18 protein-coding genes are annotated in these 19,439 nt (G+C 60.9%); 11 read left to right on the forward strand and 7 right to left on the reverse strand.

Going from position 1 to position 19,439, the window contains the following annotated elements; translation table 11 throughout:
- Positions 1–62 precede the first annotated feature (62 nt).
- Both iolC and D7I37_RS05890 read left to right on the forward strand, forming a co-directional pair.
- On the forward strand, positions 63–1,994 hold the full coding sequence (iolC, locus tag D7I37_RS05885; protein WP_129543444.1) for a 5-dehydro-2-deoxygluconokinase: 1,932 nt from the start codon (positions 63–65) through the stop codon (positions 1,992–1,994).
- Between the two features lie 206 nt (positions 1,995–2,200).
- Complete coding sequence (locus D7I37_RS05890) at positions 2,201–3,037, forward strand: MurR/RpiR family transcriptional regulator (protein ID WP_061799529.1); 837 nt, start codon at positions 2,201–2,203, stop codon at positions 3,035–3,037.
- A gap of 42 nt (positions 3,038–3,079) precedes the next feature.
- Here D7I37_RS05890 and iolB read toward each other — a convergent pair whose 3' ends face one another.
- Complete coding sequence (iolB, locus tag D7I37_RS05895) at positions 3,080–3,901, reverse strand: 5-deoxy-glucuronate isomerase (protein WP_129543445.1); 822 nt, start codon at positions 3,899–3,901, stop codon at positions 3,080–3,082.
- 84 nt (positions 3,902–3,985) lie between these two features.
- Entirely contained in the window at positions 3,986–5,491 is a 1,506-nt protein-coding gene (locus D7I37_RS05900) for a CoA-acylating methylmalonate-semialdehyde dehydrogenase (RefSeq protein WP_095099719.1), read from the reverse strand.
- Positions 5,492–6,039: 548 nt separating this feature from the next.
- Between D7I37_RS05900 and D7I37_RS05905 the strand changes: the two genes are divergently transcribed.
- Both D7I37_RS05905 and D7I37_RS05910 read left to right on the forward strand, forming a co-directional pair.
- Positions 6,040–7,482 (forward strand): sugar porter family MFS transporter, encoded by a 1,443-nt coding sequence (locus tag D7I37_RS05905; protein WP_129543446.1) that lies wholly within the window; start codon positions 6,040–6,042, stop codon positions 7,480–7,482.
- Positions 7,483–7,524: 42 nt separating this feature from the next.
- The gene (locus tag D7I37_RS05910) at positions 7,525–8,361 is read left to right on the forward strand and encodes a TIM barrel protein (protein WP_129543447.1); all 837 of its coding nucleotides are present in this window, start codon (positions 7,525–7,527) and stop codon (positions 8,359–8,361) included.
- A gap of 42 nt (positions 8,362–8,403) precedes the next feature.
- Here D7I37_RS05910 and fetB read toward each other — a convergent pair whose 3' ends face one another.
- From fetB to D7I37_RS05935, 5 genes are all read right to left on the reverse strand, one after another.
- Positions 8,404–9,177: an iron export ABC transporter permease subunit FetB gene (gene fetB, locus D7I37_RS05915; RefSeq protein ID WP_061799536.1), complete on the reverse strand. Its 774-nt coding sequence runs from the start codon at positions 9,175–9,177 to the stop codon at positions 8,404–8,406.
- On the reverse strand, positions 9,164–9,841 hold the full coding sequence (gene fetA / locus D7I37_RS05920) for an iron ABC transporter ATP-binding protein FetA (RefSeq protein WP_061799538.1): 678 nt from the start codon (positions 9,839–9,841) through the stop codon (positions 9,164–9,166). Before fetA ends, fetB begins: the two co-directional genes overlap by 14 nt.
- A gap of 194 nt (positions 9,842–10,035) precedes the next feature.
- Entirely contained in the window at positions 10,036–10,317 is a 282-nt protein-coding gene (locus D7I37_RS05925) for a FaeA/PapI family transcriptional regulator (RefSeq protein WP_061799540.1), read from the reverse strand.
- Positions 10,318–10,335: 18 nt separating this feature from the next.
- Positions 10,336–11,508 carry an FKBP-type peptidyl-prolyl cis-trans isomerase N-terminal domain-containing protein gene (locus D7I37_RS05930; protein ID WP_129543448.1) on the reverse strand — a complete coding sequence of 391 codons (1,173 nt, stop codon included), beginning with the start codon at positions 11,506–11,508 and terminating at the stop codon, positions 10,336–10,338.
- A 2-nt stretch (positions 11,509–11,510) separates the two neighbouring features.
- Entirely contained in the window at positions 11,511–11,924 is a 414-nt protein-coding gene (locus D7I37_RS05935) for a hypothetical protein (protein WP_095100307.1), read from the reverse strand.
- A 762-nt stretch (positions 11,925–12,686) separates the two neighbouring features.
- Between D7I37_RS05935 and D7I37_RS05940 the strand changes: the two genes are divergently transcribed.
- The 7 genes from D7I37_RS05940 (at position 12,687) to D7I37_RS05970 (ending at position 19,415) form a co-directional block, all read left to right on the forward strand.
- Positions 12,687–13,217: a fimbrial protein gene (locus D7I37_RS05940; protein WP_061799544.1), complete on the forward strand. Its 531-nt coding sequence runs from the start codon at positions 12,687–12,689 to the stop codon at positions 13,215–13,217.
- Positions 13,218–13,305: 88 nt separating this feature from the next.
- Complete coding sequence (locus tag D7I37_RS05945; RefSeq protein ID WP_061799546.1) at positions 13,306–13,857, forward strand: fimbrial protein; 552 nt, start codon at positions 13,306–13,308, stop codon at positions 13,855–13,857.
- Positions 13,858–13,943: 86 nt separating this feature from the next.
- Positions 13,944–16,445: a fimbria/pilus outer membrane usher protein gene (locus tag D7I37_RS05950; protein WP_207205555.1), complete on the forward strand. Its 2,502-nt coding sequence runs from the start codon at positions 13,944–13,946 to the stop codon at positions 16,443–16,445.
- Positions 16,446–16,526: 81 nt separating this feature from the next.
- Positions 16,527–17,216, forward strand: a complete 690-nt coding sequence (locus D7I37_RS05955; RefSeq protein ID WP_231922189.1) for a molecular chaperone — start codon at positions 16,527–16,529, stop codon at positions 17,214–17,216.
- Between the two features lie 11 nt (positions 17,217–17,227).
- A complete protein-coding gene (locus D7I37_RS05960; RefSeq protein ID WP_061799552.1) occupies positions 17,228–17,839 on the forward strand; it encodes a fimbrial protein in 612 nt (203 codons plus the stop codon).
- A 13-nt stretch (positions 17,840–17,852) separates the two neighbouring features.
- Positions 17,853–18,857 carry a fimbrial protein gene (locus tag D7I37_RS05965; protein ID WP_061799554.1) on the forward strand — a complete coding sequence of 335 codons (1,005 nt, stop codon included), beginning with the start codon at positions 17,853–17,855 and terminating at the stop codon, positions 18,855–18,857.
- An 18-nt stretch (positions 18,858–18,875) separates the two neighbouring features.
- Complete coding sequence (locus D7I37_RS05970; protein WP_061799556.1) at positions 18,876–19,415, forward strand: fimbrial protein; 540 nt, start codon at positions 18,876–18,878, stop codon at positions 19,413–19,415.
- The last annotated feature ends 24 nt before the right edge of the window (positions 19,416–19,439 follow it).

Below are 19,439 nucleotides of genomic sequence, written 5' to 3' on the forward strand. Positions count from 1 at the left end.
TCCTGCTGGCGCCGTTATCGGGCCGCAAGCCGGGGTTTTGCTTAATACAGAAGGAAACGGGTATGGCTACACAAGAAAAACAGCTTGATGTCATTTGTCTCGGGCGCATCGCCGTCGATTTCTATGCTCAGCAGATCGGCGCGCGTCTGGAAGACGCCAGCACATTCTCCAAATATCTTGGCGGCTCTTCCGGCAACGTGGCCTACGGCACCGCCATTCAGGGGTTGCGCTCCGGCATGCTGGCGCGCGTCGGCGATGAACACATGGGCCGTTTTCTGCGCGAAGAGCTGCAGCGCGTCGGCGCAGATACCCAATGCCTGATCACCGATCCGCGGCGGCTGACCGGCCTGGTGATCCTCGGCATCAAGGATCAGGAAACCTTCCCGCTGATCTTCTACCGCGAAAACTGCGCCGATATGGCGCTGACGCCGGACGATATCGACGAGTCCTATATCGCTTCGTCGCGGGCGCTGGCCATCACCGGCACCCACCTTTCGCACCCGAACACCCGCGCGGCGGTGCTGAAGGCGCTGGAATACGCCCGCCGCCACGGCCTGCGCACCGCGCTGGATATCGACTACCGCCCGGTATTGTGGGGCCTGACCTCGCCGGGCGACGGCGAAACCCGCTTTGTCGAATCCGAGCAGGTGACGCGCGAACTGCAGGAAGTGCTGCACCACTTTGATTTGCTCGTCGGCACCGAAGAAGAGTTTCATATCGCCGGCGGCAGCACCGACACCCTGACCGCGCTGAAAAACGTGCGCCGGGCCACCCGGGCCACGCTGGTATGCAAACGCGGCGCGCAAGGCTGCTCGGTATTTGAAGGCGAGATCGCCGATGACTGGCGGCAGGTGAAGCTGCACTCCGGCGTGCGGGTGGAGGTGCTCAACGTGCTCGGCGCCGGCGACGCCTTTATGTCCGGCCTGCTGCGCGGCTATTTGAACGATGAGGGTTGGGATCAGGCCTGCCGCTACGCCAACGCCTGCGGCGCGCTGGTGGTGTCGCGCCACGGCTGTGCGCCGGCGATGCCGACCAAGAGCGAACTGGACGACTACCTGCTGCGCGAACGGCAGGTGCCGCGCCCGGACCGCGACGCGCGCCTGAACCACCTGCATCGGGTGACCACCCGCAAACGACAGTGGCCGGAGCTGTGCGTGTTCGCCTTCGATCACCGCAAGCAGTTGGCGGACATGGCGCGCGAAGCCAACGTCGGCGAAGAGCGCATCCCCCGCCTGAAGACCCTGCTGCTGGCGGCGGCGCAGCAGGCTGCCGAACAGGCCGGGCTGCACGGCAACAGCGGCATTCTGGCCGACACCACCTACGGCCAGGCGGCGCTGAACGAAATCACCGGCCAGGGCTGGTGGATCGGCCGGCCGGTGGAGCTGCCTAGCTCGCGCCCGCTGCGCCTGGAGCACGGCAATATCGGCTCGCAGCTGATCGACTGGCCGCAGGAGCACGTGGTGAAATGCCTGGTGTTCTATCACCCGCACGATGCCGCCGAACTGCGCCGCGAACAGGACGAGCTGATCGCCGACATCTACCGCGGCTGCTGCAAATCCGGCCATGAACTGCTGCTCGAGGTGATCCTGCCGGACAGCAACGCCGACAAGGACGAACGTTACTATCTGGAGATGATTGAGCACTTTTATCAGCTGGGCGTGCAGCCGGACTGGTGGAAGCTGCCGCCGCTGAGCGCCGCCCACTGGCAGCGGGTCGGCGCGCTGATCGAGGCCAACGATCCCCACTGCCGCGGGGTGCTGATCCTGGGGCTGGACTCACCGGAGGAAACGCTGAAGGCCGGCTTCGCCGCCGCCGCGGACGCCCGTTGGGTGAAAGGTTTCGCCGTCGGTCGCACCATCTTCGGCCAACCTTCGCGCCGCTGGCTGCAGGGCGAGCTGGACGACGCCGCGCTGATCGAACAGGTGAAACAAAAATACCTGACGCTGATCGGTTTCTGGCGCCAGTATCGCCCGCAGAGCGACGGCGCGCGCTGATCGCCGCGTTGCGCGTTATCGTCCCCTTAAGGTGATTTCACCACTTTAAGGGGATTTTTTTGCCGGTTTTCTGTGAAGTAACGCAACTTGCGATCGAATAAATCGCTTTTTGAGGAAATGAAATTTCCACTCCGTCTGTTAGAATGGCCTGTCAACAATTCAGGCGTCAGGCCGATACGCCTTAGCCCACACTGCGAGCCGAATGGATGAACAACCCAACTCAACTTTCGCTGTTACAGGATGAGATTCGCCACCGTTATGAAACGCTGAGCAAACGCTTAAAGCAGGTGGCGCGCTACATTTTGGATAACAGTAACAGCATTGCTTTCGATACCGTCGCCTCCATCGCCGCACAGGCCAGCGTCCCGCCCTCCACCCTGATCCGTTTCGCCAACGCCTTCGGCTTCAGCGGCTTCAACGAAATGAAGCAGGTGTTTCGTCAGCACCTGATGGAAGAAACGGTGAACTACACCGAGCGCGCGCGTCTGTTCCGCCAAACCTCGACCGACGACAACGTGGCGCCGGAAAAACCGGCGGAAATCCTCAACGTGTTCACCATGGTCAACGCCCAGGCGCTGCAGCAGCTGGCGATGCAAATCGCCCCCGAGCAGTTGGATCGCGCGGTCGAGCTGCTGAACAACGCCGAGAATATCTACGTGATCGGCCTGCGCCGTTCGTTCAGCGTCGCCTCTTACCTCACCTATGCGCTGCGCCATCTGGAGCGCAGGGCGTTTCTGATCGACGGGCTGGGCGGCATGTTTACCGAACAGCTGAGCATGGTGAAACCGAAGGACGTGGTGATCGCCATCAGCTACTCGCCGTATGCGCAAGAAGCGCTGGAGCTGGTGGAGCTGGGCGCCAAGCGCGGCGCGCAACAGATCGCCATCACCGACAGCCAGGTCAGCCCGCTGGCCGCCTTCAGCGACGTGTGCTTTGTGGTGCGCGAAGCGCAGGTGGACGGGTTCCGCTCGCAGGTCGCCTCGATGTGCCTGGCGCAAACCCTGGCGGTCTCGCTGGCGCTGAACAACGCCAAGGACGAATAACGCTGAATAACGACGGGCCCGGCAAGCCGGGCCCGCTAACGCTTACTTCGCCGCCGGATAACCGTCGCTGTTAATCCAGGCGTGATCTTTCTCCCAGGTGAATTTCCACAGCCGCACCGGCCCGGCCATCACGTTGAGATAGTAATTGTCGTAACCGGCCAGGGTCGCGACCGGGTGGTAGCCGCGCGGCACTTTCACCACGTCGCGGTTATAGACCGGCATGCATTCGTCCAGAGCGCGGTCGTCGGTATACACGCGCTGCATGCAGAAGCCCTGTTCCGGTTGGATGCGATGGTAGTAAGTCTCTTCCAGATAGGTTTCATCCGGCGAGTCTTCCCGATCGTGCTTGTGGCTGGGATAAGAACTGGTGTTGCCCTCGTCGGTGTACACTTCCACCACCAGCAGGCTGTCGGCCGGTTCGCTGTCCGGCAAAATATTGTGCACCAACCGTTGGTTGCGCCCCTTGCCGCGCCGCTCCACGCCGACATCCGCCGGGGTGATCAGCCGCGACGGCAGGTGACCGCCGCCCGGCGCGCTGCATACCGCCAGCTCCAAATCGGTTTCCGCCCGCACCTCGATGCGATCCTGATGCGGCACGTACACCGCGTAAGGCGGCGTGCGCTCGAACGGGCTCATGCGCTTGCCGATATGCGGATATTCCGCCCGCAGGGTGGCGACCGAGGCGATGCCGGCCACCAGCACCAGGCACAGCTCCCGGTCGCCGCTTTCCAGCTGCAGCGACTCGCCGGCCGCCAGGCGATAAACCTCGAACCCGACAAAGCGCCAGCCGGCATTTTCCGGGGTGACGTACTGGATGCGCCCCTGGGCGTTCGGCTGCTGACATTTGGCAAGCAGTGAAGACATGACGATTCTCCTGTTAACCTATAGCGTTACAAATGCAGCGGCCGTCGCTCCAATGAAGCAACGGCCTTGTTCTGCCTGCGGGGATTAGCCCAGCGTCGGCATGCTGTATTCCGACACCGTCTGCTGCCCGGTCGGCCAGCGTGCGGTGGCGGTTTTCATGCGGGTATAGAAGCGCACGCCGTCGGTGCCGTGCACGTTCAGCGCGCCGAACACCGAGCGTTTCCAGCCGCCGAAGCTGTGGAACGCCATCGGCACCGGCACCGGCACGTTGACGCCGACCATCCCGGCCTGCACTTCCTGCACGAACTGGCGCGCGTAGTGGCCGTTGCTGGTAAAGATGGCGGCGCCGTTGCCGAACTCATGGCCGTTAACCGTGTCGATGGCGGTCTGGTAGTCCGGCACCCGCACGATGCCCAGCACCGGCCCGAAGATCTCTTCGCGGTAGATGCGCATGTCCGGCTTCACGTTATCGAACAGCGTGCCGCCGACGTAGTACCCCTCAGGATAGCCCGCCACCTGATAGTTGCGGCCGTCGGCCACCAGCGTGGCGCCCTCTTCGACGCCAAGGTCGATATAACCCAGCACCTTTTTCTGGTGGGCGGAGGAAACCAGCGGGCCCATTTCGTTCTCTTCGCCGCCCTGCTGAATGCCCGGGCCGACGCGCAGTTGCGCAATCAAGGGTTTCAGCTTGGCGATCAGCCTGTCGGCGGTGCTGTCGCCGACCACCACCGCCACCGGCAGCGCCATGCAGCGTTCGCCGGCGGAGCCGAAAGCGCCGCCCATCAGGGCGTTAACCGTGGCGTCCAGATCGGCGTCCGGCATGATGATCGCCTGATTCTTCGCCGCGCCGAAGGCCTGCACCCGCTTGCCGTGGGCGCTGGCGGTGGTATAGATGTGCTCCGCCACGGTGGACGAGCCGACAAAGCTCACCGCCTGAATGCGCGGATCGGTGCACAGCTGCGCAGCGTCTTCGTTGGCGCAGTGCACCACGTTGAACACGCCGTCCGGCAGGCCGGCTTCTTTCAGCAGTTCGGCCAGGCGCACCGACGCCGAAGGCACCAGCGCCGGCGGCTTGAGCACGAAGGTGTTGCCGCAGGCCAGCGCGATCGGGAACATCCACATCGGCACCATCGCCGGGAAGTTGAACGGGGTGATGCCCGCCACCACGCCCAGCGGTTGCATCAGCGAGAAGCTGTCAACGCCGCCGCCGACGTCCGGCGAATACTCGCCCTTGATGAGGTGCGGAATGCCGCAGGCGAATTCAACCACTTCGATGCCGCGGGTCAGTTCGCCCAGGGCGTCGGAATAGACTTTGCCGTGCTCGCTGACGATCAGCGCCGCCAGCTCGTCGCGATGCTGCTCCAGCAGCGCCTTGAAGTTGAACATGACGCGCGCGCGGCGCAGCGGCGTGGTGCGCGACCAGTCGGCAAACGCCCGGTGGGCCACGTCGATGGCCTGTTTCACCTCGGCGGCGGTGCTCTGGGTGACGCGGCGTTCAACCTGCCCGGTCGCCGGGTTATGCACGTCGACGGTTTGATTACTGCTGCTCAGGCACACTTGCCCGCCAATAAAGTTACCCACGGTTTTCATGTCACACCCTCTTTTCAAGTCCGCTGTCGCCCGGCCGCAAACGGCATGGCGTTAATCATCCTGTCTGCCAGGCGGCGCCCGCACACAGGCTAAATCCTGACCGGATGCAGCAAACTCTATTTCATTGAAAAAAAAGTTTCAAATAAATTATTTTAGAAATTTTGTTTTTAGTGCGGAAGGTCGCAATTTTGCCACGGCGCCGTACAAAGCCATTGCATCGCCGCCGGGCGCGCGTCCCGACGGCGGCAAGCCAGCCCGCAGCAATTACCCATGACTTTTATACAGAAAAGCTTCGGTGCCGGCGGCCAGACGCCGCGTAACCCGGCCCGCGAAAGTTCGATGTCGCTTGCCGTCGATTTGCGGTTTTTTTTGAACTGGATCGAAAAATCTATATTTCATTATTCACTAATTATGAAATAAATGTTCTTGTTTAGGCCAGAATCAATTCACTATCACCGTCTTGATGACAGGCACGGTTCACACCCTTTCGCCGCCTTCTCCCTACCCTGCTGCGCGCGCGGAAGCCAGGATAAAAATCGGAGCGATACATGTCATATCAGCGTAAGCACAATACCGGGTACATACTGCGAATTTGCGGCATCGCGGCGCTCGGCGGCATTCTGTTCGGTTACGATACCGCCGTGATCTCCGGCGCGATAGAAGCCCTGAAAACCTATTTTGATCTCAGCCCGGCGGAAACCGGCTGGGCGGTCTCCAACGTGGTGATCGGCTGCGTGGTCGGCGCCTTCGCCGCCGGGCCGCTGGCGGCGCACTACGGCCGCAAAAAGGCGCTGATGCTGGCGGCCCTGCTGTTCACCGTCTCGGCGATCGGCGCCGCGCTGGCCCCGACCTTCAGCTGGTTCGTCATCTATCGCATTATCGGCGGGCTGGCGGTCGGCATCGCCGCCACCGTCTCGCCGATGTACATGTCGGAAGTGTCGCCGAAAGACATGCGCGGCCGCGCGCTCAGTATGCAGCAGTTCGCCATCGTCTTCGGCCAGATCGTGATTTTCTACGTTAACTTCAAAATCGCCAGCATCGCCAGCGAAGCCTGGCTGGTGGACATGGGCTGGCGCTGGATGTTCGCCTCCGGCGTGCTCCCCTGCATCCTGTTCTGCATTCTGGTGTTTATCATTCCCGAGTCGCCGCGCTGGAACGTCATGATGGGCCGGGACGATCAGGCGCTGGCGATGCTGACCAAGGTCTCCAACGCCGCGCATGCGCAGAATCTGCTGCAGGAGATCAAGGACTCGCTGCGCCAGGACCGGCAGAAGCATCAGCAGAAGCTGAACTACCGCGACGTGCGGGTGCGCTTCATTCTGTTCGTCGGCTGCATGGTCGCCATGCTGCAACAGGTTACCGGCGTCAACGTGATGATGTACTACGCGCCGGTGGTGTTGAAAACCGTCACCGAGAATGCGCAGGAAGCGCTGTTCCAGACCATCTGGATCGGCGTGCTGCAGCTGATCGGTTCGGTGATCGGCGCCGTGCTGATGGATCGCATGGGGCGCATTCCGCTGATGCGCTACGGCACGCTGGGCGCCATCGCCGGCCTGCTGCTCACCTCTTATGCGCTTTACACGCAGGCCACCGGCTACTTCGCGCTGTTCGGCATGCTGTTCTTCATGCTGTTCTTCGCGCTGTCGTGGGGCGTGGGCACCTGGGTGCTGGTATCGGAAATTTTCCCCAACCGCATGCGCGCGCAGGGCATGAGCATCGCCGTCGGCTGCATGTGGCTGGCCAACTTCGTGGTGTCGCAGAGTTTCCCGATGATTAACGACAACCCTTATCTGTTCTCTCATTTCCACGGCGCCTTCCCGATGTGGATCTTCGCCGGCTGCTGCCTGTTCGGCTACTGGTTTATCGGCCGCTACATTCCGGAAACCAAAGGCGTCTCGCTGGAGAAAATGGAAGAGGTGGTGATGGCCAAACGAGACCGCCAACCGTTGGCCGCCACGCCGCAGGCGCCGTTGGAAAACGGCAAATCCTGATCAACCCCTGTTACTTACCCCCTACAGCTGGAGTAGTGCATCATGACCATTGCGCTGGACCGTTTTTGCATCAACCGCAAGATTGCCCCAAACCTCGATCTGGAACGCTTTTTCCACCTGGTGAAAAAGTGCGGGCTCAGCAAAGTCGAGCTGCGCAACGATATGCCCAGCGGCAAGGTGACCGATAACCTGAGCGACGCGCAGCTCAATGCGCTGGCCGCCGAATATGGCATCGACATCGTCACCATCAACGCCCTCGGCATGTTTAACCTGCCGGACGACGCCGCCGCGCTGCAGCAGCGCGCGGAAGCCTTGCTGCGCCAGGCGCAGGCCATCCGCAGCCGGGCGCTGGTGCTGTGCCCGCACTGCAGCGCCGACGACTCACGCAGCGAACGGCAAAAACGGGACGATACGCTGGCCGCGCTGAAGCTGCTGGCGCCGTTGTTCCAGCGCTACGGCGTGCAGGGCTACGTCGAGCCGCTGGGCTTCGGCATCAGCTCGCTGCGCTCGTCGCTGCTGACGCAGGCGCTGATCCGCGACTCGGGCGCACCCTACAAAATCGTGCTCGATACCTTCCACCATTATCTCAGCGACGTGGCGCAGGCCGATTTCGACGCGCAGATCCAGGTGGCGCAAATCGGCCTGGTGCATCTGTCCGGGGTGGAAGACCCGCGGGCCAGGGAAACGCTGAGCGACGAAGAGCGCGTCATGCTGAGCGACGGGGATCGGCTGGAAAGCCGGCGGCAGGTGCAGAACCTGGAACGGCTCGGTTATACCGGCATCTATGCCTTCGAGCCGTTCTCCTCGCAGCTGGATGGCTGGTCGGAAGCGGATATCGAACGCGAAATTCGCCGGAGCATCGCCCTGCTGCAGGGGTAACACTCCGGCGAACGGCCTCTGCGGAGGCCGTTTTTTATGGCGTTATTTCAGGTTGCCGACCACCAGCTGATGGCGAGCGTTGTAGAATTTGCGATAGGCCAGGTAGCCGGCAATGATGGTCGACAGGCTGGCGGTGGACAGCAGCATAAAGGTCACCATGATCTGATATTTGATCGCTTTGACCGGATCGATACCGGCGAAGATCAGGCCGGACATCATGCCCGGCAGGCTCACCAGCCCGACGGTTTTCGCCGAATCGACGGTGGGAATGAGCGAAGCGCGAATGCTGTCGCGGATCAGCGTCGCCGAGGCGAATTTCGGCGTAGCGCCCAGGCTGAGCATCTCCTGGATCTTCTGCTGATCGCCTTTGAAGCGCTGCCCGAGATTGGTGTAGCACAGCCCTACCGCCACCATGGCGTTGCCGGCCACCATGCCGGCGATCGGGATCACCTGCATCGGGGTGAACTCGATCGAGCCGGTCAACACCAGCACCGCCAGCGTCAGCACCGCGCCGGTGGTGATGGCGATAAACGAGGTGACGAACGCGCGTTCGATATATTTGCTGCGCTTCTTGGCGTTGTAGGCGGCGTTGAAACAGATGAACAGCACCATCAGCACGGTAAGCGCGGCGTTGTTCAGGTCGAAAATATATTTCAGCACATAGCCGACGGCAATCAGCTGCACCACCGCCCGGCAGATGCTCCAGATAATGTCCTTTTCCAGCGCCAGCTTTTCCCGGTGGCTGATCAGGATGGCGATGACCACCAAGACCATCGACAGCCCTAATGATTCATTGGTGATGTTATGCTGGTTCATCGGCGTGCTCCTGTCGTTGGGCGCTGTGCGCAGGCAGCGTGATCACCTCATCCGCGTGCCTGATTTCTTCCGTATCGTGCGTCACCCACAGCACCGCCAGCCGCTGTTCCGCCACCAGCCGATGGATCAATTCGTTGACGTTGCGCTTGTTGTCTTCGTCCAGCGCGCTGGTGATTTCATCCAGCAACAGCACCCGGGGCATAAACTGCAGGTTGCGGATCAGCGAAATGCGCTGCTTTTCGCCGCCCGAAAGTTCGTTGATGCTCTTTTTCAACATGCTGTCCGGCAGGCCAAAACGCGCCAGGTCGGCCTGCATTTTCTGTTCGTCCGGCTGTTGCTTGCGGATCTGATAAGGCAGCGCAATGTTGTCGTACACCGTATTGCCGAACAGCGAGGGCGTCTGGAAACAGTAAGAGACCTGTTTGCGGTAATCCTCCGGCCGCATGGCGGTGATGGCCTGTCCGGCGAAGGTCAGGGTGCCGCGGGTGGGATCCATCAGCGAGGAGATGATTTTAAGCAAGGTGCTTTTTCCACAGCCCGAGGGGCCGGTAATCAATTTAAACTCCCCTTCCGCAAGCCCGAAAGAGACGGAATCAAGGATCACCTGGCCATCTATTTGATAATGAATATCATCCAATCTGAGTATTTCTTTGTTTTCCTTCATGATGACGACGGCTCCGCGCTTCCACTGGCAATTGAGCGTTAAGTATATGGCCGTAAAAAACATATTGGCAACGCCTGCTAGGCGCGAAAAAATCGCCGGCAAGCAGGCGGAGCCTGTCGGCCCCGCCAAATGATAAAATTTATTAATGATTAGCGGTGAAAGGCAGTCAAAGACTGGAACGGCGGAATAACGCTTTATCGCGCCGAGCCTCGTTCGAGGCAAATATACCAACGCAGGGAATTATTGATGCTGCGATGGGTGCAATGGACTTTCCCCTCTTTCTCCAGCGCCAGCAGCAGGGTGCGGGTGGTGTAGATGTTCTCGCCGCATTTATCCGCCAGTTCGCGGGTTTTCGGCCACTGTTCCGGCGGCGGGTGGTGGCCGCCCGCCCCCGCCGCCCGCTCCCTGCACAATCCCTGCAACACGTTCAGCATCTGCAACTTCCTGCTTTCGTATGTTCTCGGTGCCTTAGCCATGGCATTCCTCCTGAGTGGTTACTTCTGAGCTTCCCCGCTCGGCGGCAGCACGTCGGCCACGCGCAGGGTGTAAATCATGGTGGCCCCCGGCGGGATCGCCGGCGGGCTGCCGCGATCGCCATAGGCCAGCGCCGGCGGCACCACCAGGGTCATGGAGCCGTGCTTTTGCAGCTTGCCGATGGCGGCGCGAAACAGCGGCGGGTATTGCGCCAGCGGCTGCGAGATCACCGTGCCGGCCAGCTCCATATCCTTGATGACCTGCCCGCCGGGCAGGCTTTCGCGCACCACGATATCGACGCGATCCGCCGCGCCGATCCGGCCGCTGCCGGCATAATCCACCCGGTAGTAAAAGCCGAGCGCGTCTTTTTGCACCCCCGGCCGTTGGGCAAAGTCGGCAAGGTAGGCCTTGCCGTCCTGCGATCGGCGCCGCTGGGCCTGCTCCATGGCCCGATCGGCGGCCTGCAGCGCGCTGTCGATCGCGGCGTCGTCCAGCCGTTGGCTGCCCGCCAGGGTGTCGGCGATGCCCGCCAGCAACCGCGGCCGATCCACCGTCAACCCCAGCTGACGGTTATCGCGCTGCAGCTGCAGGATGTCGCGGCCCAGCGATACGCCGGCGGCATAGGCCTGTTTATCCGCCGCGCTGGTCAGCGCCGGCGGTTCAGCCGCCTTTTGCCGCGCCGCCAGCTGCTGCTCCAGCCGCCGTACCCGTGCTGCTTCCCGCTGCTGCTGCTGCGCCAGTTGGCCGGCCAGCGCGGCGCGCTGTTGCTCCGCCTGCGCCAGCGACGCGGCGAGCGCGCCCAGCTCTGGCGCGGGGGCCATCGCCTGCCGCAGCCCCTGCAGCGCCCGCGCCAGCGGCCGAATGTCGATTTCGGTTATTTTCGGCGGCGGCGCGGGCAGCGCCTTGCGCTCCGCCAGCTGTCGCTCCAGCCGGCGGATGGTTTCGGCCTGCTGCCGCAGAGTTTGATTCAGCGTGGTTAAACGAAGGCTATCGCCGGCGGGAGGGGACGGGTTTCCGGGCCTGGCGGCACCCGGCTCGGCCCGCGGTGCGGGCGCCGCCGGCTTAACCGCCGGGGCCTGCTGCCGTTCGGCGAATTTCAGCAGCGCGGGAATGCCGTCATCGCTGGCGCCGGCCAGGCCGCACCCCGCCAATAATATCAAGATGGCTGCGGCTCCTTCCGCACACTTGTTCATGCTTACAGGCTCTCGACCCGATTGGATAAGTCGGACATCAGCTCATGCTCCACATCGGCGCAGAACTTTTCCGTTTTATATTTATAAAGCGCATCTATAGCTTTACGGGTGCTTTCATCCACGTTGCTGCGAATGCCGGCATATCCGGAGGCATTGGACAGCAGCCCGTTAAAATAGGCGATGCGCTTTTGATAACTTTGCGGATTAATATTTTTTAACGAATTAACCCTTTGTTGGCACAGCGCGATCCGCTGTTCATCGGACTTTTCATTAGGATTACTCTGTGAAACTTTTTTCACAGAAATCGCGCCTGCGCTATTTTTCCCTGCGCAACCTGAAAGCGTAGCGACTGACATTATCAATATCGCCAGCGCGCCAGCACAACGAGCGGTGAAAACATTAACTGTAGTAATCATTCCGGTCATCATTCCTTAATTTTAACTTAGGTCATCATTATGTAGCGAACTTTCACATCGCCTGACCGTTTTTGATTAATCAAAATGGGTTAAATAACAAAATAACGCCCGACAACGGCAAAGGATCGGAATAATCATCCGCCGCCGGCATTGTTGTTTTTTTGTTAATTTAAAGAGAAAAGACGTTTGCACCATCGAACGCCGGCCCCACGATAACCGCGCAACAGTCCGCCAGACAACGCAAATAAAAACAATAATTTATGTTTTATACATTGCCAGCGCCCAGGCATTCGTCGCCTGCCGTCCGAGAGCGATATTAGCAAAACAATATTATGAATTGTAGTGCGAACTCTATTTCTCTCGATCTAATATCTCGCATATCGTTATTTATATAGTGATTTATACTGGATAATATTTGTATACGATCTATTGATTTTCAGGGATATATATTTCTTTTTCCTTTTGGTTTTATATTCTGAATTTGACCTGATTTAATAAAAGCTATTCCCAAACAACTCTATTATTTGCAAGAATAATCCCAGCAAGACGCCATGCCGATATTCATATTTTACTTTCGCGGAAATTGAATGCCGATTTCCAATAACTTTCGTTATTCACCATAAATAACGGAGGATGGCGTATTGCCCTGAGCAAAAGGATCTGGCTCCAACTGCGGCGCCGGTGACATGACGTCGCCGCCCCCGCAGGGGATTTAGATGTGCTGTTCTTTTTATTTAAATACTCTCTACAGGAACCTGAGAAATGAAACTGAATAAATTAATGCTGGCAACCATGATTGCTTTCGCTTCCGCATCTGTTGCCCATGCAGCATCTAATCAAGGCAGCGGCAAAGTCACCTTTACCGGTTCAATCATCGATGCGCCATGCAGCATCGAACCGAACTCCGTCGACCAGACCGTGCCGATGGGCCAGATCAGCAGCCGCATTCTGGACAAGCAAGGCAAATCCAGCATGGAACCCTTCAGCATCAAACTGAAAGACTGCTCACTGTCGACCATGAAAAACGTCAAGGTGACCTTCACCGGCACGCCGGATCCGGACAACAGCAAACTGCTGGCCCTGAGCGGCACGGCGACCGGCGCCGGCATCATGATCTACGACAAGCTGCATTCCAAGGACGTTGAACTGGGCACCGCCACCGATGGCCAGGGCCTGACCGAAAACGACAACTCCCTGGACTTCGCCGCTTACCTGCAGGGCAGCAGCGCATCCGGCGCCGTAGTGCCGGGCGACTTCACCAGCGTGGCGAACTTCACCCTGGCTTACCTGTAATACCCCCGCAGGGGATGCCGCACCGGCATCCCCGCTTTATGCCTGCCGACATCGGCAATGGAACAGGTCGCGTCAGGGAGATGCCAGCATGAAAAGCCGATTTTGGGGCGCGCTGCTTGTGGCGCTCAGCGTTTGCAGCACCGCGGCAACGGCGAAGGATCAGGGCCACGGCAAGGTCAGCCTGGGCGGCGAAATCGTCGAGACGCCCTGCGGCATTGCCAGCGAGAGCGTGGATCAAACCGTTGATTTTGGGCTTATTTCAATGAGCGATGCGGCGCAGGGCGCAGCGCCGGTGCTGATCGGCAGCCGCCGCAGCTTTGCGATCCGACTGGTGAACTGCGAGCTGGCCAGCCAGGTGAAGCCCGATTTCGTTTATCGCGCGGCCAACGTCACCTTCGACGGCACCGCGGACCGCCGCGACCCCGAACTGCTTGGCGTCCACGGCGAAGCCCAGGGCGTGGCCATCGAGCTGCTGACCGACGCCGGCACCCCGATCCCGCTCGGCAGCACCACGCCGGATTATCTGATCGTCGCCGGCGACAACCAGCTGCGTTTCGGCGCGCAATTGCGCATTTATCCGGATAAGGCGCGGGCGGGCGGTTTCAGTTCGCTGGCCAGATTCACCCTGTCTTATCTGTAGCGCCGGTTCCCGACAGGCGTTGCACAGCATGACGAAATACGTATTCAGGTCGTACAGGATGACCTGCTATTGGGCGCGGATTTGCCATGAGTGATTATTCTATGACGTCATTACTGACACGGAAAAACATACCCATCATCGTCATTCTATCTTTCCTCTGGGTGCGTCCGGCGCAGTCCGCCACGGAATTTAATACCGATGTATTGGATATTGGCGATCGCAGCAAAGTGGACCTGTCGCGTTTCTCCGACGCCGACTATGTCATGCCCGGCGCCTATCTGCTGGATATCAAAATAAACCAGAAAACGCTGCCGCAGCGCAGCATCCAGTATTACCCCTCGGCGGACGAAAAAACCCGCAGCCGGGTGTGTTTGCCGCCCGACCTGGTGGAAAAGATGGCGCTGAAAGAAGAGGCCGCCCAAAAAATCACCTTTTGGCACGACAACGGCTGCGCCGATCTCAGCGGCATCAAGGGCGCGACGATTTCCGACCGCATCGGCGGCGGCGTGCTGGCGATCACCATTCCGCAGGCCTGGATGAAGTATTCCGATCCGGACTGGACCCCACCCGAGCAGTGGGACGACGGCATTCCCGGCCTGCTGCTGGACTACAGCCTCAGCGGCCAGGCCGGCAAACAGAGCCACAACAACACGACCGCGGAAAACCTCAGCAGCTACGGCACGCTGGGCGCCAACCTGGGCGCCTGGCGCCTGCGCGCGGATTATCAGGCCAACTACAATCAGCAGGCCGGCGAACGCGACAGCGGCTTCGACTGGAACCAAATTTACGCCTATCGCGCGCTGCCGATGCAGGCCGCCAAGCTGACGCTGGGCGAGGTTTATCTCGACTCGGGCGTGTTCGACTCCTACCGCTTCACCGGCCTCAACCTGGCCAGCGACGAACGCATGCTGCCGCCCAACCTGCAGGGCTACGCGCCGGAAGTGCGCGGCATCGCCAAGAGCAACGCCAAGATCACCGTGTCGCAGGAAGGCCGCACGCTGTATGAAACCACGGTGCCCGCCGGGCCCTTCGCCATTCAGGATCTCAACAGTTCGGTGCGCGGCCGGCTGGACGTCAAGGTGGAAGAACAGGACGGCAGCGTTTCTACCTTCCAGGTGGATACCGCCACCATTCCTTACCTGACCCGTCCCGGCTACGTGCGCTATAACATCGCCCTCGGCAAGCCTTCGGCCTACGATCATCGCACCCAGGGGCCGCTGTTTTCCGCCAGCGATTTCTCCTGGGGGCTGAGCAACGCCTGGTCGCTGTACGGCGGCGCGCTGCTCGGCGGCGATTACAACGCCTGGGCGCTCGGCCTGGGCCGCGATCTGAACCTGTTCGGCGCCATGTCGGTGGACGTGACCCAGTCGATCGCCCGCCTGCCCGGCGAACCGACCGCCAGCGGCATGTCGTTCAAGGTCAACTACGCCAAGCGTTTCGATGAGCTGAACAGCCAGATCACCTTCGCCGGCTACCGCTTCTCGCAGCGCAAGTTCATGAACATGTCGCAGTACCTGCAGGAGCGCTACGACAACTACGACGACAGCTACAACGGCCGTCAAAAAGAGCTGTATACCGTCACCGCCGGCAAGACCTTTATGGCGGAAGACAGCGCCAGGGCGATCACCGCCTACCTGACCTATTCGCACCAGACCTACTGGGACGCCAGGACACAGGATCGCTATGGGCTGTCGGCCAGCAAGCTGTTCAGCATCGGCGACGTCAGCAACATCACCGCCTCGCTGGCCGCCTACCGCACCAGCTACCAGGGGCGCACCGACGACAGCATCATGCTGAACTTCACCGTGCCGATCGGCGACCGCCGACGCATCGGCTATTCGCTGCAGACCACCAACAGCGACGTCACCCAGCTGGCGTCCTACAACGACTATACCGACCCGAACAACAGCTGGCAGGTCAGCGGCGGCTTCAATCAGTCCGGCAAGTCACTGGCGCGCGGCTACTACACCCACAACGCCGCGTTCGGCTCGCTCAACGCCAGCGCCTCTTACCAGCAGGACAGCTACTCCTCGGTCGGCGGCACCTTCCGCGGCGGCCTGACCGCCACCCGGCACGGCGTGGCGGCGCACCAAAACTCCAGCAACGGCGGCAGCCGCATGATGCTGGATACCGACGGCGTCGCCGGCGTGCCGATCAACAACGGCCGCGCCTACAGCAACCGTTTCGGGCTGGCGGTGATCGCCGATATCACCAGCTACTACAACACCGACACCCGCATCGACGTCAACACCCTGGCGGACGACGTGGAAGCGACCCGCGCCGTGGTGCAGGGCACGCTGACCGAAGGCGCCATCGGCTATCGCCACTTCGAGGTGGTGAAAGGCAGCAAGCTGTTGGCCACCATCAAACTGGCCGACGGCAGCGAGCCGCCGTTCGGCGCCACGGTGCTGAGTGAAAAAGGCCGCGAAGTGGCGGTGGTGAACGACGGCGGCTCGGTCTATCTGACCGGCGTGCAGCCGGAAGAACGGCTGGACGTCGCCTGGGAAGGCCAGCGCCAGTGCCGCATCGTGATCCCGGGCGCCGCCAAGCCGCTGGATCAGCTGCTGCTGCCGTGCGCCAAACTGTAATCCGTAACGCTGAGAACCGATGACATGAATAAACACCCGATAGCAATACTGACCGCAGCCGGCCTGGCATTGACGGCCGCCATGCCGGCGGCCAATGCGGCGATCTCGCTGGATCGCACGCGCGCCGTCTACCTGAGCGACGCCAAATCCATCAGCCTGAATATCGTTAACGAAAACAAAGAGCTACCATTCCTGGCCCAGTCCTGGCTGGAGGATGAGCAGCACCGGAAAATCACCTCGCCGCTGGTGGTGCTGCCGCCGCTGCAGCGGGTGGAGGCCGGCGAGCGCAGCGTGGTGCGCATCACCAAAACGCCGGAGGCCGAGCGTCTGCCGCAGGATCGCGAATCGGTGTTCTATTTCAACCTGCGCGAAATCCCGCCGAAAAGCGGCAAAACCAACGTCATGCAGCTGGCGCTGCAGACGCAAATCAAGCTGTTTTACCGGCCGAAGGCCATCGTCGCCCCCAAGGGCGAAGTCTGGCAGGAGAAGCTGGTGTTTCGTAAAAGCGGCGGCGGTTTCACCATCGACAACCCGACGCCGTTCTACATCACCCTGACCGGCATCACCCGCCAAACGCAGAAGCAGGGCGGCGGCGCGATCGGCGACTTTCAGCCGCTGATGCTGAAGCCGAAATCCAGCGAAAGCATCAAGCTGCGCGATAACGGCCTGAGCGGCTTTGTCGTCACTTATATCAATGACTACGGCGGCCACCCTGAGTTGCGCTTCGCCTGCAACGGCAGCGTTTGCACCGCCGTGCCCGATAAAAAATAAGGAGATACGGCATGGCTGAATTCACCGGCCGCCTGCGGCCCCTGCTGCTTTGCGCCCTGCTGTGCGGCGGATCCGCCACGGCGGCGACGCCGCTGGGCGTGGTTCAGGGCACCACCGGCACCGTCAGTTTTTACGGCGGGCTGCTCAGCGCCCCCTGCAGCCTGGCGCCGGATAGCCAGGATCAGTCGATCGATCTCGGCGAGGTCAACGCGCGCGACTTCCAGAACGCCGGCGATCGGAGCGCGCCGGTGCGCTTCCGTCTGTCCTTCCGCAATTGCCTGCTGGGCGCGCGCGCGCTGGCGGATAACCCGGCCGGGCCGCGCAACGGCGACGCCAATCGGCTCTATTTGCAGGGCGAACAGGCCGCCACGCTGGTGTTCCTCGGCGAAAGCGACATCGCCAATCCGCAGCTGCTGAAGCTGAACGGCGGCGCGCAAGGCATCGGCCTGCGGCTGAGGGATCAGCAGGGCCGCGCGTTGGCGCTCAATCAGCAAAGCCGTCCCTATATTCTGCAACCCGGCAGCAACACCCTGTGGTTCAGCGCCAGCGTGGAGTCCACCCAGCGGGCGGTGATGGCGGCGGGGTTTGCCGCCGTGGCGCACATTCAGGTGATCTACCTGTGAGGCTCGTGATCCGATGAAAAACCAATACGTTAAATTCTGTCTGCCGCTGGCGTTAACGCTGGCGGCCCCTGCCGCCTGGGCCAACGGCTACGTGACGCCGGACGGCGGCCCGAAACAGTTTTATATCGATCTGAATGAAACCAACATCACCAACCAGGTGGGGTTTACCAAACTGTTTACCTATTCATTAGGCGGCACCTATACCGGCAAGGCCTATTGCGATACCCCTATCCCCAAAAGCCCGCACTATTACAAATCGGACTCGGCGCTGCCCGCTTCCGACTACGGCAATGGCTATCTGCAGCTGAACGACTTTCTCGACCTGAAGGCCGAGGTGTGGATCGCCGGCAATAAAAAGGCCTATGTCACCGTGCCGTTTTATAACGAGTCCAACCTGCTGAGCCAGCATGCCTGCACCCCGCCCTATGCGCAGATCAACAACTACGAAAGCGGTTCAAAAGGCCGCATCACCTTCCGGGTGCGCAAGAAGATCATCAATGGCGTGCAGATCAACGACCGGCAGATCATCGAGATGTACGGCCGGTTAGGCTCTCTCGACGGCGGCTTCGGCCCCAATCCGATGGCGCAGGTGTTCATCCAGTCCGCCATCCTCTACGTGCCGGACAAATGCGTGGTCAACGAAGGCCAGCTGATCAACGTGGAATTCGGCGAAATCAGCGGCAGCAACCTGAACGGCGCAAGCTACCCGCAAAACATTCCGGTGCGCTTCCAATGCGAGGGCGGCAGCTTCGAAGACGGCACCCTGAACATCAAGCTGGCGGTTTCCGGCACCGCGGCCTCTTTTAGCACTAACGCGTTCAAAACCGACAAGAACGATCTGGGCATCCAGATAAAGCATAACGGCCAGTTGGTGGTCCCGAACGAATTTTATCCGGTGCCGAATATCGGCAACGGCGGCTCCTGGAATCTGGTGGCGGCGCCGCTGGCCAACGGCGGCAAGGAGATCGATGAAGGGGAATTCAACGCGTCGGCCACCATAGTGGCGGCATTCCAGTAACTGAGGGAGAAACTCAAGATGCGTCTACGCGCTTTCGCGCTGCTGAGCTGCGCGCCCTGGTGGTTTGCGGCCCTGCCGGCCACGGCGGATACCGAGCTGATCGGCTCGCCGTTGCAATTTCACGGCACCGTGGTGAGCCGGCCGTGCAACATCGAGCCGCAGTCCGCCGACCAGCTGGTGGAGATCGGCACGGTGATCGTCAAAACCCTGTACCGCTACGGCCACACCACGCCGGTGCCGTTCAACATCAAGCTGACCGACTGCAAAACGGCGGTGTTCAAGTCGGTCAACGTCACCTTCAGCGGCATTGAGGACCCGGAGCTGCCGGGCAAGCTGGCGATCAACAACGGCACCAACGGCGCCGCCATCGCGCTGTTCGACCACCAGGGAGCGGATATCGATCTGAACCGGGCCACCAGCGCGGTGGCGCTGCAGAACGGGCCCAACGTGCTGAATTTCACCGCCTATGTGCAGGGCCACCCGAGCGCCATCCAGAATAAAACCATAACCGAAGGCGAATTCCGCTCGGTGGCCAACTTCGTGCTGGCTTACCAATAAGCCCGGCGTCTTCAGGAAAAGCGA

Source organism: Serratia sp. 1D1416 (assembly GCF_003641105.1).
Taxonomy (GTDB): Bacteria; Pseudomonadota; Gammaproteobacteria; order Enterobacterales; family Enterobacteriaceae; genus Serratia; species Serratia ficaria.

Coding starts and splice junctions, on each gene's coding strand:
- iolC (WP_129543444.1), top strand. CDS start 63: ATGGCTACACAAGAAAAACAGCTTGATGTCATTTGTCTCGGGCGCATC.
- D7I37_RS05890 (WP_061799529.1), top strand. CDS start 2,201: ATGAACAACCCAACTCAACTTTCGCTGTTACAGGATGAGATTCGCCAC.
- iolB (WP_129543445.1), bottom strand. CDS start 3,901: ATGTCTTCACTGCTTGCCAAATGTCAGCAGCCGAACGCCCAGGGGCGC.
- D7I37_RS05900 (WP_095099719.1), bottom strand. CDS start 5,491: ATGAAAACCGTGGGTAACTTTATTGGCGGGCAAGTGTGCCTGAGCAGC.
- D7I37_RS05905 (WP_129543446.1), top strand. CDS start 6,040: ATGTCATATCAGCGTAAGCACAATACCGGGTACATACTGCGAATTTGC.
- D7I37_RS05910 (WP_129543447.1), top strand. CDS start 7,525: ATGACCATTGCGCTGGACCGTTTTTGCATCAACCGCAAGATTGCCCCA.
- fetB (WP_061799536.1), bottom strand. CDS start 9,177: ATGAACCAGCATAACATCACCAATGAATCATTAGGGCTGTCGATGGTC.
- fetA (WP_061799538.1), bottom strand. CDS start 9,841: ATGAAGGAAAACAAAGAAATACTCAGATTGGATGATATTCATTATCAA.
- D7I37_RS05925 (WP_061799540.1), bottom strand. CDS start 10,317: ATGGCTAAGGCACCGAGAACATACGAAAGCAGGAAGTTGCAGATGCTG.
- D7I37_RS05930 (WP_129543448.1), bottom strand. CDS start 11,508: ATGAACAAGTGTGCGGAAGGAGCCGCAGCCATCTTGATATTATTGGCG.
- D7I37_RS05935 (WP_095100307.1), bottom strand. CDS start 11,924: ATGATTACTACAGTTAATGTTTTCACCGCTCGTTGTGCTGGCGCGCTG.
- D7I37_RS05940 (WP_061799544.1), top strand. CDS start 12,687: ATGAAACTGAATAAATTAATGCTGGCAACCATGATTGCTTTCGCTTCC.
- D7I37_RS05945 (WP_061799546.1), top strand. CDS start 13,306: ATGAAAAGCCGATTTTGGGGCGCGCTGCTTGTGGCGCTCAGCGTTTGC.
- D7I37_RS05950 (WP_207205555.1), top strand. CDS start 13,944: ATGAGTGATTATTCTATGACGTCATTACTGACACGGAAAAACATACCC.
- D7I37_RS05955 (WP_231922189.1), top strand. CDS start 16,527: ATGCCGGCGGCCAATGCGGCGATCTCGCTGGATCGCACGCGCGCCGTC.
- D7I37_RS05960 (WP_061799552.1), top strand. CDS start 17,228: ATGGCTGAATTCACCGGCCGCCTGCGGCCCCTGCTGCTTTGCGCCCTG.
- D7I37_RS05965 (WP_061799554.1), top strand. CDS start 17,853: ATGAAAAACCAATACGTTAAATTCTGTCTGCCGCTGGCGTTAACGCTG.
- D7I37_RS05970 (WP_061799556.1), top strand. CDS start 18,876: ATGCGTCTACGCGCTTTCGCGCTGCTGAGCTGCGCGCCCTGGTGGTTT.